The organism is Gordonia sp. UBA7599 (genome assembly GCA_002477755.1).
Lineage (GTDB): Bacteria > Actinomycetota > Actinomycetes > Mycobacteriales > Mycobacteriaceae > Gordonia.
The window spans coordinates 1-13161 of record DLKD01000160.1 but is presented as its reverse complement, the minus strand read 5'-3'; the positions used below and the strand labels follow the sequence as shown (position 1 = coordinate 13161).

Annotated in this window: 9 protein-coding genes and 1 riboswitch; of the genes, 3 read left to right on the top strand and 6 right to left on the bottom strand. The window is 68.2% G+C overall.

Annotation, left to right across the window (positions count from 1 at the left end):
- A partial coding sequence (locus B4L26_RS18180; RefSeq protein WP_290721201.1) for a type IV toxin-antitoxin system AbiEi family antitoxin domain-containing protein occupies nt 1-602 on the bottom strand: 602 nt, incomplete at its 3' end.
- Here B4L26_RS18180 and B4L26_RS18175 point away from each other — a divergent pair.
- From B4L26_RS18175 to B4L26_RS18165, 3 genes are all read left to right on the top strand, one after another.
- Nucleotides 601-2022 (top strand): acyltransferase family protein, encoded by a 1422-nt coding sequence (locus B4L26_RS18175; protein WP_290721198.1) that lies wholly within the window; start codon nt 601-603, stop codon nt 2020-2022. The genes B4L26_RS18180 and B4L26_RS18175 overlap by 2 nt on opposite strands.
- Nucleotides 2004-2202: riboswitch (cobalamin riboswitch) on the top strand. Its footprint overlaps the gene before it by 19 nt.
- A gap of 158 nt (nt 2203-2360) precedes the next feature.
- Nucleotides 2361-4673: a 5-methyltetrahydropteroyltriglutamate--homocysteine S-methyltransferase gene (metE, locus tag B4L26_RS18170; RefSeq protein ID WP_290721196.1), complete on the top strand. Its 2313-nt coding sequence runs from the start codon at nt 2361-2363 to the stop codon at nt 4671-4673.
- Nucleotides 4674-4806: 133 nt separating this feature from the next.
- Nucleotides 4807-6255: an MFS transporter gene (locus tag B4L26_RS18165; RefSeq protein ID WP_290721194.1), complete on the top strand. Its 1449-nt coding sequence runs from the start codon at nt 4807-4809 to the stop codon at nt 6253-6255.
- Between the two features lie 10 nt (nt 6256-6265).
- On the opposite strand, the gene B4L26_RS18160 is transcribed toward B4L26_RS18165, so the two are convergent.
- The 5 genes from B4L26_RS18160 to B4L26_RS18140 all read right to left on the bottom strand — a co-directional run.
- Entirely contained in the window at nt 6266-6823 is a 558-nt protein-coding gene (locus tag B4L26_RS18160) for a hypothetical protein (protein ID WP_290721192.1), read from the bottom strand.
- 74 nt (nt 6824-6897) lie between these two features.
- A complete protein-coding gene (locus tag B4L26_RS18155; RefSeq protein ID WP_290721191.1) occupies nt 6898-10293 on the bottom strand; it encodes a pyruvate carboxylase in 3396 nt (1131 codons plus the stop codon).
- Nucleotides 10294-10313: 20 nt separating this feature from the next.
- On the bottom strand, nt 10314-11462 hold the full coding sequence (locus B4L26_RS18150) for a bifunctional 2-methylcitrate synthase/citrate synthase (RefSeq protein ID WP_290721188.1): 1149 nt from the start codon (nt 11460-11462) through the stop codon (nt 10314-10316).
- Between the two features lie 3 nt (nt 11463-11465).
- Complete coding sequence (gene prpB, locus B4L26_RS18145) at nt 11466-12374, bottom strand: methylisocitrate lyase (RefSeq protein ID WP_290721185.1); 909 nt, start codon at nt 12372-12374, stop codon at nt 11466-11468.
- Nucleotides 12374-13161: MmgE/PrpD family protein (locus B4L26_RS18140; RefSeq protein ID WP_414651925.1), on the bottom strand; the 788-nt coding region annotated here is incomplete at its 5' end. The genes prpB and B4L26_RS18140, both read right to left, overlap by 1 nt.

Sequence of the window (13161 nt, the reverse complement as noted above, 5' to 3'; positions counted from 1 at the left end):
GCCAGCCCGGCCGCATCCGCGCCTCGTCGCAGCGCGGCGTCGAAGACGGCAAGCGCGCCGGCGAACCCCATCGACGAGGTCCTCGCCACATCGACGGCGGTGCGTTCGAGCGAGGTGACGCAGTGTCCTCGCAGTTCCACGATGTCGCAGGGCGGCAGCATCGCGGTATGGCACCGCCGGAATTCGTCGTACACCCGCTCTGCCGTCGGCGGCACGGTCAGGTGGACCTCGCGCAAGTCGGGCCGCAACATCGGCAAGCCGTAGAGAACCGCGGCCGACTCGTGACTGAGCACCTCCTTCGGCGAGGTGGCGACGACACCGAGCATCAACCGGTGGCGCACGTCCGGCGGTTTCGTCCCGGCGCGCACATACAGCCCCGAGCTGATGCGCTGGAGTTCACCGGCCTCGACCGCGCGATAGAGAACTGCGGGGTGGATCCCCCGTGCCAGCACCGTGCTGCGGCGGATTGCCCCGTCTGCATCAATCGGAATCGTCGTCATATCCCTTAGACGCATCCGCCGCCCGAATGGTTGCATCACCCATGCCCGCTGAGTAGAACCACCGATCCCCGTGCGTCCGCATATCCGCAGGATGGAAGCCATGACTCTCTCCGTGTTTCCTTCCGCCGAACGTATCGCCACCGGTACCCCTGCCGGCCGCGACCGTGCCATCGACGTCGCCCGGATCATCAGCCTCGTGGTCGTCATGTTCGGCCACTGCGCCTTCGTCCTCGCAACGACCACCCCGTCGGGTCTGATGGTCGGCAACCTTCTCGCCGCGGCCCCGACGATCCAGCCGCTCACCTGGGTCCTGCAGATCATGCCGTTGTTCTTCCTCGCCGGAGCCGCGTCCGCCGCCTACGGACTCGATCGGGCGGCGTCCCACGACGACGATGATCGCCAGCCGTGGGGCGTGTGGTTGCTGACTCGTACGCAGCGCCTCGCGCGGCCGGTGTTCTGGTACCTGGGCGCCTGGACGCTCGTGCTCATCGCCACCCAGCTCTTCGCCGGCCCCACCGCGGCCAGTCGGCTCGGCGCTCAGGTCGTCGCGCTGCTCTGGTTCATCGGCGTCTACCTCGTCATCCTGGCCTTCGTACCGGCGCTGGTGCGCCTGACCTCCCGACGCACCTTCGGCCTGCTCGTCGTCGGCCTGCTAGCCGCCACCGCGGTGTGTGACGCCGCGCGCATTCACTTCGACTCGATGGCCTTCGGCCTACCGAACTTCCTGAACGTCTGGTTGATCCCCGCAGCCATCGGTGTGGCCTATGCCCGGCGCCTGATCACCCCCGCGGCCGCCTTGCTCATCGGTGCCGGCGCACTCGTGCTCAACGTGCTCCTCGTCGCCGTCGGCCCCTACGAGATGTCGCTGGTCGTCACCGGCGACGAGCGCCTGTCCAACGTCACTCCCCCGACACTGCTGCTCGGCTTGCACTGCGTGTGGATGAGCCTGCTGTTCGTCGCCCTGGCCCGTCGGATCGGCGAGTGGGCCCAGCGTCCGCGGGTGTGGCGGTGGGTCGCCATCGGCAACGGGGGTGCGATGACGCTGTACCTGTGGCACATCCCGGCGCTCGTCGCCGCGATCCTGATCTGCCACGCCGCCGGTCTCGACGCATACGACCCCGCCCAGCCGTTCTTCTGGCCGTTGCTGATGCTGCGCGCCGCCGTTTTCACCGTCGCCATGTCGGTCCTGTTCGTCGCACTCACCCCCGCCGAGCACCGCGCCCTGCCGTGGTGGGACGCGGCGATCATCGCGACGGGGGCCCGCTCGACGGCCATGGGCATCCTCGTCTGCACCGCCGGCGTCTCGATCCTGCTGATGGCCAAGCAGGGGCTGGGGACGACCACGGGGTGGTGGGCACTGGCCGGCTTCCTCGTCGCCCTGGGCGCCGCCCGGGCCCTGTCCGGCGCCAAGGCATCGTCCTCCGATAGCCTGGAGATGCAATTGGTCCCGACGATCCGCGAGTATGAGGAGCCCCTGGCCCGCGAGTCGTCTGCCGAGTCGCTGACGGTACCCGCACGGTAGGTGCACGCCGACGGCGACGAGAGGGAATCCGGTGTGAATCCGGAACTGACCCCGCAGCGGTAAACCGGAACGACCACTGTCAACGCACTGGGCATGCGCCTGGGAAGCGACAGTCAGTAGGAGTGGCGACTGCGCCACGTGCCGACAAGTCCGAAGACCTGCCAGTTGTACCGGGTACGCCGTACCCGGTGGCTCACCGCCTCGAGGATCTGGGCGCACGGGTCGACACCTGGCAGGTTTCTGCCCCGCGACGACGTCGCGGGGCCTTGTCACGTTGTTGTCCTCGGTGTCCGTCGGGCGGTGAACCCTTCCGCATCACACCAGGAGCAACACGAACAATGTCCTCGGACACCACTACGAAAGCACCCGATTTCACCGCCACGGTCTGCGGGACCGCACGCATCGGTGCGAACCGCGAATTGAAGCGGGCCGTCGAAAGCTACTGGAAGGGCCAGAGCGACCGCGCCACACTCGAGGCCGTCGCGGCATCCCTTCGCGGCGAGACGGCGCGGCAATTGCGCGACGCGGGTTTCGACTCGATCCCCGTCAACACCTTCAGCTACTACGACCAGATGCTCGACACGGCCATCTTGCTCGGAGCTCTGGCACCACGCTTCGCCTCGGTCGACGACGATCTCGACCGCTACTTCGCCGCCGCGCGCGGTACCGCCGAGCTGGCACCGCTGGAGATGACCAAGTGGTTCGACACCAATTACCACTACCTGGTTCCCGAGCTGTCGGCGCAGACCGACTACCGCCTCGACGCGTCGAAGGTGCTCGCCGAACTCGCTGAGGCGGCGAACCTCGGCGTCGACGCACGACCGGTGGTGATCGGCCCGATCACGTTCCTGGCGCTTGCAAAGTCCACCGACGACACCAGCCCCTTTGACCGGATCGACGAGGCCGTCGGCGTGTACGAACAGCTGCTCGGCGACCTCGCCACGGCGGGGGCCGAGTGGGTGCAGATCGATGAGCCGGTCCTGTGCACCGACATCGTCGACAACGCCGCCGGAATCTCCACCGCCGCCGAGGTTGCCGGGTCGGTCTACCGACGGCTCGCGGGTGCTGCTTCGCGCCCGGCGATCCTGGTCAACACCTACTTCGGCGACCCCGGTGCCGACGTGCTCGCCGCGCTGGCAGCCACCGAAGTCGAGGGCATCGGCATCGACCTGGTCTACGGCAGCGCCGACACAGTGGCCGCGGTGCCCGCATTGCAGTCCAAGCTCCTCGTCGCGGGTGTCGTGAACGGGCGCAACATCTGGCGCACCGACCTCGACGCCGCCCTTGCGACGCTGGGGACGTTGTTGGGCTCGGCACGCGCGGTGGCCGTCTCGACGTCGTGCTCGACGCTGCACGTGCCGTATTCGCTGGAGCCGGAAACCGAACTCGACGATGCTCTGCGCGGATGGCTCGCGTTTGCCGCGGAGAAGTTCACCGAGGTAGCCGTGCTGGCCACGGCACTGAACCGTGGGCGCGACGCCGTCGCCGATGCTTTCGAGGCGTCCGCGGCAGCACTGGCGACACGGGCGACCGATCCGCGGGTCCGGATTGCCGCTGTCCGCGAACGGCTTGCCGCCGTCACCGAAGACCAGTTGGTCCGTGGCGCGAGCATCGCCCGTCTGGCCGCCCAACAGGAGCGCCTGGGCCTGCCACTGCTACCGACGACGACGATCGGGTCCTACCCGCAGACTTCGGCGATCCGCACCGCGCGCGCTGCGCTGCGCACCGGCGAGATCGACACGGCCGAGTACACCCACCGGATGCAGGCCGAGGTCGATGCCGTCATCGCGCTGCAGGAGGAACTGGGCCTCGACGTCCTCGTCCACGGCGAGCCCGAGCGCAACGACATGGTGCAGTACTTCGCCGAGCAGCTCGACGGGTTCTTCGCCACCCAGAACGGGTGGGTGCAGTCCTACGGGACTCGCTGCGTGCGCCCTCCGATCCTCTTCGGCGACGTCGTGCGGCAGGCGCCGATGACCGTCGACTGGACCACCTACGCGCAATCGAAGACCGACAAGCCGGTCAAGGGCATGCTGACCGGTCCGGTCACCATCCTCGCCTGGTCGTTCGTCCGCGACGACCAGCCGGAGAAGGACTCGGCCAACCAGATCGCACTAGCGATCCGCGACGAAACGATCGACCTGGAGAAGGCCGGTACCGGCATCATCCAGGTCGACGAGCCCGCGTTGCGCGAACTGCTGCCGCTGCGCGACGTCGACAAGACGGAGTACCTGCGCTGGGCCGTCGACGCGTTCCGCTTGGCGACGGCGGGGGTGGCCGACACCACCCAGGTCCACACGCACCTGTGTTACTCGGAGTTCGGCGAGGTCATCGGTGCCATCGCCGAGCTGGATGCCGACGTCACGTCGATCGAGGCCGCCCGCTCGGCGATGGAGATACTCGACGACCTCAATGCGATCGGCTTCCGCAACGGAGTGGGACCCGGCGTCTACGACATTCACTCCCCGCGCGTCCCGTCGACCGACGAGATCACCGATTCGCTGAGGGCGGCACTCAAGGCAGTGCCGGCGGGCCGGTTGTGGGTGAACCCGGACTGCGGGCTGAAGACCCGCGGCAACGACGAGGTCGCCGCGTCGCTGCGCAACCTCGTCGACGCGGCGAAGGCGGTCCGGGCGGCCGTCGACGCTTAGCACAGACCCCACGGCCCTCCACGCAGCTCTGGCACTGCGTGGGGGGTCGTCGGCCGGTTGCGGCCGGCACCGTAGAATTGGTTGCAGCCCGAAACCATTCGGGTGATCTCCTTCGCCCGATGGGAAGTAGCCAGTGCCGCCGACGACCTCCAGCCGGACGGTCCACCCCACCGTGATCGTCGCGATCCTGTGCGCATCGGGCATCGCCGTATCCCTGATGCAGACGATGATCGTGCCGCTCATCTCGACGCTGCCGCAGATCCTGGCAACCAGCAACAGCAACGCCGCATGGGCGTTGACGGTGACGCTGCTCGTCGGTGCGATCACCACGCCGATCGGCGGCCGCCTGGGCGACATGTATGGCAAGAAGCTGGTCCTGCTGATCAGCGTCGGCGGCGTGGTCGTCGGGTCGGTGGTGTGTGCGCTCTCCGACGGCTTGGCACTCTTCCTCGTCGGCCGCGGATTGCAGGGCATCGGCGTCGCCACCATCTCGCTGGGCATCAGCATCATGCGCGACTGCGTCCCGCCTGAGCGCTTGGGCAAAGCGGTCGCGGCGATGAGCGCCTCCCTCGGCGTCGGCGGCGCCTTGGGCCTGCCGATCGCGGCGGTCATCGCCCAGGTCACCTGGCACGCCCTCTTCTGGGTCGCCGCCGGATTCGCCCTCGCCTGCTGGCTCGGGATCGCACTGATCGTCCCCAAAGCACCCGGCCACCGGTCGGCCGGCTTCGACTATCTCGGCGCCGTCGGGCTATCGGTCGCGCTCACCGCGCTGCTCCTGGCGCTATCCAAGGGCCCGACGTGGGGGTGGACGTCAGTCACCACACTCTCCTCGTTCGCCATCGCGGCCGTGGTGTTCGCGCTCTGGGGCGTCTACCAGTGGCACCGCGACCACCCGCTCGTCGACCTGCGGATCAACGCGACCCGAACGGTCGCGCTCACCAATGTCGCGTCGGTGGCGGCCGGATTCAGCATGTTCGCGATGACGCTCATCCCGGTCCAGATCCTGATGTCACCGACGGCCACGGGCACCGGCAACGGGCTGTCGATGACCACCGCCGGACTCCTACTGGCCCCCGGCGGCCTGGTGATGTTCGCCTGTTCCAACATTGGCGCTCGCATCACCGCCCGATTCGGTGCCCGCCACTCACTGGTGACCGGTGGCTGCGTCATGGCCGCCGGTTACATCATCCTCCTCGCCATGCTGGTGGCCGGCCGCCATATTGACCCGTGGCTGATGGTTGTCATCAGCTGCATCACGTCCGGGGCGATCGGCATCGCCTATGCCGCGATGCCTGCGTTGATCATGAGCGCGGTCCCGTTGCGCCAGACCGGCGAGGCGAACGGCGTCAACGCGCTCATGCGGGTGTTGGGCACGTCGGTGTCCTCGGCGGTCGTCGGCATGGTGCTTGCGCAGTACGTCACGACGCTGCACCTGCCGACCGGGCACGGAACGATCACCCAGGCCTTCCCCACCAGCACCGCCTACACGATCGCCGTGGTGATCTCCCTGGTCGCCTGCGCGGCCACCGTCGTCTCCGCCCTCGCCCTGCCGAAAACTGCGGCGACCGGCGAGATCGGCTAGACCGCCGAGGTCACCAGAAGCGCAGCAGGCACAGGCGGCCCAGGCTGACCGCGTCTTCGACGGTCACCTGCGTCGGCTTGGACCACCGGTTGTGGTAGCGGACGTACACATCGCGGAACCCCGAAGTCTTCGGCGTCCAGTTGACGACGGCGACACCCTTCGCATTCGGCTTGGCCCAGGCGATCAGCGTCGCATCCCCCGATCCGGGCTTGGCGCCGGCGGGCATGTCCCAGAAGTAGACGTACTTGCTGACCTTCTTCTTGGCTTTCGGGTCCTTCTTGTCCTTCGGATCCTTCGTCACCGGCTTGTCGACCTGCACCCGTCCGTCGGCGGGTTTGCCCGACGTGGTGGGTGCATTCGTCTTCGGCGTGCGCGGATCGACCACGACGCCGACCGGATACCGACAGCCCGTCCCGTAGACGGCGGTATCACCGCCGACGACCGGCTGCCCGATCGGCGTGGCCGCCGACGCCGACGGGGCGACGAAGACGGTCGCCGCGAGCGCAGCTGCGGCGACCCAGGCAGACAGGCCGGCGCGGGTACGTCGGGACGCGGGTGATGAAGCCATGACGGGAGTCCTTTGATCGCTCGGGTATCTCTCGTTGTCGACCATTCTTCCAGATCAGGGCCGAAACCCTCGGATCAGCCCAATTCGACGATGAGATCGCCGCCGTGGGCGTCGGCCTGCGAACCCAGCGGCAGGGCGGCCACGGTGCCAGCCCGGGGCGCGGTGATCGTCGATTCCATCTTCATCGCCTCGATGGTCCCGATCGGGTCGCCGGCGGCCACCTTGTCACCGACGCTGACCTTGATCGCGACGACCCCGTCGAACGGCGCACCGACGTGGCGCGGGTTCTGCGGATCGGCCTTCGCCGCGGCCTCCGCGACCTCTCCAGCCGCCTCATCGCGCACGACCACCGACCGCAGCTGGCCGTTCACGGTGACCATCAGCGTGCGCTCACCGTTCTCGTCGACGTCGCTGACCGCGGCCAGGCCGATGGTCCGTTCGACACCGGGCTCGAGCTCGACGTGTTCCTCGACCCCGGCGCGCAAGCCGTACAGGAACGCATTGGCCGACAGCCGCGAAGTGTCGCCGTACTTCTCCCGATGGGCCGCCAGACCCGCGGTGGGACCCGGGAACAGCAGGCGGTTCAGCGCCTCCCGCCGGACGTGCCCCGATTGGCCCAGGGCAGCCTTGTCGTCGTCGCTCACCGGTTCTTCCGGCGGCGCCTCCCCGCGGCCGGCGAGCACGCGGCTGCGCAACGGCTCGACCCAGCCACCGGCCGGCTCACCCAATTCGCCGCGGAAGAAGCCGATCACCGACTCGGGGATGTCGTATGCCTCGGGACGGGAGGCGAACTCGTCGGCGGTGACGCCCTTGGCGACGAGGGTCAACGCCAGGTCGCCGACGACCTTCGACGAGGGGGTCACCTTGACCAGCCGCCCGAGCATGCGGTCCGCGCCCGCGTAAGCGTCCTCGATCAGCTCGAACCGGTCGGCCAAGCCGAGCGCCGCAGCCTGTTGGTAGAGGTTGGAGAGCTGCCCGCCGGGAATCTCATGTTGGTAGACACGGCCGGTCGGCGGGTGCTGCCCGACGTCGAACGGTGCGTACACCTTACGCAGCGCCTCCCAGTACGGCTCGAGCGCGAGCACGCCGTCGAGGTCGAGCCCGGTGGCGCGATCAGTCCCGTCGAAGGCGGCGACGATCGCCGACAGCGACGGCTGACTCGTCGACCCGGACAGCGGGGCACTCGCACCGTCAATAGCGTCCGCCCCGGCTTGGACCGCGGCCAGGTAGGTGGCTAGCTGCCCGCCCGCGGTGTCGTGGGTGTGCACGTGGACCGGCAGGTCGAAGTTCTTGCGGAGCGCGGTGACCAGCGTCGCCGCGGCCGGCGGGCGCAGCAACCCGGCCATGTCCTTGATCGCCAAGATGTGCGCACCGGCGTCGACGATCTGCTCGGCCAGCCGCAGGTAGTAGTCGAGGGTGTACAGGTCCTCGCCCGGGTTGGCTAGGTCACCGGTGTAGCAGAGGGCGACCTCGGCGACGGTCGTCCCCTCCTCCCGCACCGCGTCGATCGCCGGACGCATGGCATCGACGCTGTTGAGGGCGTCGAAGATGCGGAAGATGTCGATTCCGGTCTGAGCCGCCTCTTCCACGAACGAGGTGGTGACGATGGTCGGGTACGGCGTGTAGCCGACCGTGTTCGCGCCGCGCAGCAGCATCTGCAGGCAGATGGTGGGCATGGCTGCGCGCAGCTGCTCGAGCCGATCCCAGGGGTCCTCTTTGCAGAACCGCAGGGCGGTGTCGTAGGTCGCGCCGCCCCAGCACTCGACCGAGAACAGTTCCGGCGTGAGTGAGGCGATGTACGGCGCTACGCGGACCAGCCCACTGCTGCGAAGCCTCGTTGCCAACAGCGACTGGTGGGCATCGCGGAACGTCGTGTCCGTGACCGCCACCGCATCCTGGTTGCGCAGCACGCTGGCGAATCCGGTGGGGCCCAGGTCGCGCAGCCGGTCACGACTGCCCGTCTCCGGAGCAGACAATTCGAGCCCCACCAGCTTCTCCCGCGGCCGGATGACCGTCGCCGGGCGTTCGTACTCCCGGTTGATCGTGACATCGGCGAGAAACTCCAGCAGGCGCGCCCATCGGGCGTCGGAGAGGCGGTTGACAAGCAGTTCCGGGTGCTCGGCGATGAAACCGGTCGTCACCGCTCCGGCCGCGAACTCCTCGTCGGACAGCAATGAGAGGAGAAACTCGATGTTGGTGGACACTCCCCCGATGCGGAACTCGCGCAGTGCCCGCCGGGCCCGAGTCAGTGCCGCGCCGCGGGTCTTGCCGCGGCACGTGACCTTGACGAGCATCGAGTCGAAATACCCGGTGATCTCCGCCCCCAGGTAGGTCCCGCCGTCGATGCGCACACCCGCGCCGCCGGGCGACCGGTAGGTGGTGATGGTGCCGGTATCGGGACGGAACTCGTTTGCCGGGTCTTCGGTGGTGACGCGGCACTGGACGGCGAACCCGTGCAGCTCGATCTGGTCCTGGGTGATGCCCAGTTCGGGCAGCGTCGCACCGGCGGCAACCTGGAGCTGTGCGGCCACCAGGTCGATGTCGGTGACCTCCTCGGTGACCGTGTGCTCCACCTGGATCCGCGGGTTCATCTCGATGAACACGTAGTGGCCGTCGGGCGCGAGGAGGAACTCGACCGTGCCGGCTCCCTGGTAGCCGATCGCGCGCGCGAACGCGACCGCGTCGGCGCACATCGCATCGCGTACCGCCGGGTCGAGATCGGGCGCTGGTGCCTGCTCAACGACCTTCTGGTGGCGCCGCTGCACACTGCAGTCGCGCTCGTAGAGGTGCACGACGTTACCGGCGCTGTCACCGAGCACCTGCACCTCGATGTGGCGCGGCGAAGTCACCGCCTGCTCGATGAACACCGTACCGTCGCCGAATGCCGACGCCGCCTCCCGCGACGCCGCGGCCAGCGCATCGCGCAGGTGCGCCGGATCGTCGACGAGGCGCATGCCGCGCCCGCCGCCGCCGGCGACCGCCTTGACGAACAGCGGGAACCGCATCTGCCCGCCCTCCTCGGCAAGCGCGTCGAGGTCCGAACTCGGGTCGGTGGAGTCCAGAACCGGGACCCCGGCCTTACGTGCGGTGGCGATGGCGGTCGCCTTGTTGCCCGTCCAATCCAGCACCTCGGCGGGCGGGCCGACGAAGGTCAGGCCGGCCCGCTCGCACGCCCGCGCCAGACCGGCGTTCTCCGCGAGGAACCCGTAGCCGGGGTACACCGCGTCGGCGCCGCATTCGCGGGCGACGTCGATGATTCCGTCGACGTCGAGGTAGGCGCGGACCGGATGTCCGGGCTCCCCGATCTGGTAGGACTCGTCAGCGGCGTTGCGGTGCAGCGAGTTGCGGTCTTCGTAGGGGTAGACCGAGACGGTCTGCAACCCCAGTTCCCGACAGGCACGGATGGCGCGCACGGCGATCTCGGAACGGTTGGCGATCAGGACTTTGTGCACGTGGGCTGACTCCCTCATTGCGCTAATTGCGGACTGTCTTATTCTGGCCCGCTCGCTGCGCTCCCGGCGCCGACGGCGCGTTGGGGCTGGCCGTCGTAAGCACTCAGCGGACGGATCAACGCGTTGTCTGCGGTCTGCTCGATGATATGCGCCGTCCAACCGGTGGTCCGCGCCATCACGAAGATCGGCGTGAACGACCCGATGTCGAAGCCCATCAGGTGGTACGCCGGGCCGGTCGGGAAGTCGAGGTTCGGCTTGATGCCGGTGCGTTCGTCCATCAGCCCGGCGAGTTCGGTGTAGATGTCGAGCCATTTGTGCTCGCCGAGGTGCTCGGAGACACGGACCAACGCGTCATACATCGTCGGCACCCGCGAATCACCGTTCTTGTAGACCCGGTGGCCGAAGCCCATGATCTTCTCCTTGCGCTCCCGCTTGCCGTCGAGCCATTCGGTGACCCGCGCCGGGCGGTCGATGTCGATCATGTCGTGCATCACGGCCTCGTTCGCACCGCCGTGCAGCGACCCCTTCAAGGCACCAATCGCAGCGGTGACCGCGCTGTAGATGTCCGAGGTCGTCGAGGTGACCACACGCGCGGCAAAGGTCGAAGCGTTGAAGCTGTGCTCGGCGTACAGGATCAACGACTGCTCGAAAGCCTCGACGATCACCGGGTCGGGCACCTCGCCGAAGCACATGTAGAGGAAGTTCTCGGCGTAGCCATACCCGTGATGAGGGGCGATCGGCTCCAGTCCGCGGCGCCGGCGCATGTCGCGGGCGACGATGGTCGGCAGCACCGCGAACATCCGCTGTGCCTTCTCCAGATTGGACGCCGGTGTCGCCAGGTCCTCGTCGGGATCCTGGGTGCCGAGAAAGCTGATCATCGTCCGGCAGGTGTCCATGGGGTGGCAGTTGTCGGGGATACGAGTCAGAACCGCCGACGCCGACCGGTCGAGTCGGCGGTTGGCCCGCTCCCGCTGCGTGAACTGCTGGAGTTGCACCGGCGTGGGCAATTCACCGTGCCAGAGCAGGTATGCCACTTCTTCGAAGCTGCAGTGCGCGGCGAGGTCCTGGACCGCGTAGCCGCGGTAGGTCAGCGAGTTGGTCTCCGGGACGACCTTGGAGATCGCGGTCGTGTCGACGATGACGCCGGTCAGTCCCTTGCGGATCTGCGGTGCTTGCGCAGTGGTCATGACTCACGCTCCTGGAATCGTGAAGTTGAAAGTGGCCGTGTCGAAGTCGTTGTACTCGGCGTAGCGCAGCAGCTCGTAGAGTCGCGAACGGTGCTGCATACCGTCGAGGAGGCCGGTCTGGGTGCCCTCGGCGGAGATCTCGCGTAGCCCGGCTTCCACCGCACCCATGGCGATGCGCAGCGTGGTCACCGGATAGATGACGGCGTTGTAACCGAGGTCCCTCAACTGCGCGGCGGTGAGCAGCTCGGATTTGCCGAACTCGGTCATGTTGGCCAGCAGCGGGATGTCGACGGCAGCACGGAACTTCTCGAACTCGTCGGCGTCGGCGAGTGCCTCGGTGAAGATCAGGTCGGCACCGGCGTCGACGTAGGCCTTCGCCCGGTCGATCGCGGCGTCGAGGCCCTCAATCGCACGCGCGTCGGTGCGGGCGCAGATGACGAAGTTCTCGTCGCGGCGGCCGCTGACCGCCGCCCGGAGGCGCTTGACCATTTCGACAGTCTCGACCACGGCCTTACCGTCGAGGTGGCCGCACCGCTTCGGGTTGACCTGGTCCTCCAGGTGACAGCCGGACAGACCCGCGTCCTCGAGCGCCGCGACGGTGCGCGCGGCGCTCATCGGCTCGCCGAAACCCGTGTCGGCGTCGATGAGCGACGGGAGGTTGGTCGCCCGGGCGATCTGGCCGCCGCGTGCGGCGACCTCGGTCAACGTGGTCAGCCCGATGTCGGGCAGGCCCAGGTCGGCCGAGAGCACGGCACCCGAGACGTAGACGCCCTCGAAACCGATGTCCTCGATGAGCTTGGAGCACAGTGGGGAGAAGGAACCCGGCCAGCGCTGCAGGACACCGGAGTCCAACCCGGCGCGCAGCGCCTTGCGCTTGTCGGTGTCGGTGACGGCGGAGGAGAAGAGGTCCATCAGAAGATCCCCTCGCCGATCTGGGGTGCGGTGGCCAGCACCGACCGCTCGACGACGACGTTGAGTGCGCTGCACCCACCGGCGGCGATATCGGCCAGACTCGAGGCGGCGTCGAGGAACCGCTGCTGCTCCGCGGGGTCGACGACCCCGTCGGCGAGAGTGGTGAACTTCTCCTCGTACTGCTTGCGGGCGAATGGGCGAGCACCGAGCGGGTGGGCGTCGGCGACGGCGAGCTCGTCGGTGATGACCGTGCCGTCCTTCATAGTGATGACCGCGCGGGCACCGAAGGCCTTCTCGTCGGGGTCCTCGCTGTGGTAGCGGCGCGTCCACTCCGGATCCTCCACCGTGGAGATCTTGCGCCAGAGTTCGACGGTGTCGGGGCGGCGCGCGCGCTCGGGTGCATAGGACCTCACGTGGTCCCACGTCCCGTCCTGCAGGGCGACGGCGAAGATGTACATCACCGAGTGGTCCAGGGTCTCGCGGCTGGCCGTCGGGTCGAACTTCTGCGGGTCGCCAGACCCGGTGCCGATAACGACGTGGGTGTGGTTGGAGGTGTGCAAGACGATCGACTCGACGTCGTCGGTGCTGCCGACGCGCTCGCGCATCCGGCGGGCGAGGTCGATCGGTGCCTGGCTCTGGTACTCCGCAGAATGCTCCTTGGTGTAGCTGTCGAGGATGGCCCGCTTGGCCTCACCGGGCGCAGGCAGCCCGACGGTGTATTCGGCATCGGGACCGTCGAGCAGCCAAGCGATGACGCCGTCCTCGCCCTCCCAGATCGGCGACGGTG

Coding starts and splice junctions, on each gene's coding strand:
- B4L26_RS18175 (WP_290721198.1), top strand. CDS start 601: ATGACTCTCTCCGTGTTTCCTTCCGCCGAACGTATCGCCACCGGTACC.
- metE (WP_290721196.1), top strand. CDS start 2,361: ATGTCCTCGGACACCACTACGAAAGCACCCGATTTCACCGCCACGGTC.
- B4L26_RS18160 (WP_290721192.1), bottom strand. CDS start 6,823: ATGGCTTCATCACCCGCGTCCCGACGTACCCGCGCCGGCCTGTCTGCC.
- B4L26_RS18155 (WP_290721191.1), bottom strand. CDS start 10,293: ATGAGGGAGTCAGCCCACGTGCACAAAGTCCTGATCGCCAACCGTTCC.
- B4L26_RS18150 (WP_290721188.1), bottom strand. CDS start 11,462: ATGACCACTGCGCAAGCACCGCAGATCCGCAAGGGACTGACCGGCGTC.
- prpB (WP_290721185.1), bottom strand. CDS start 12,374: ATGGACCTCTTCTCCTCCGCCGTCACCGACACCGACAAGCGCAAGGCG.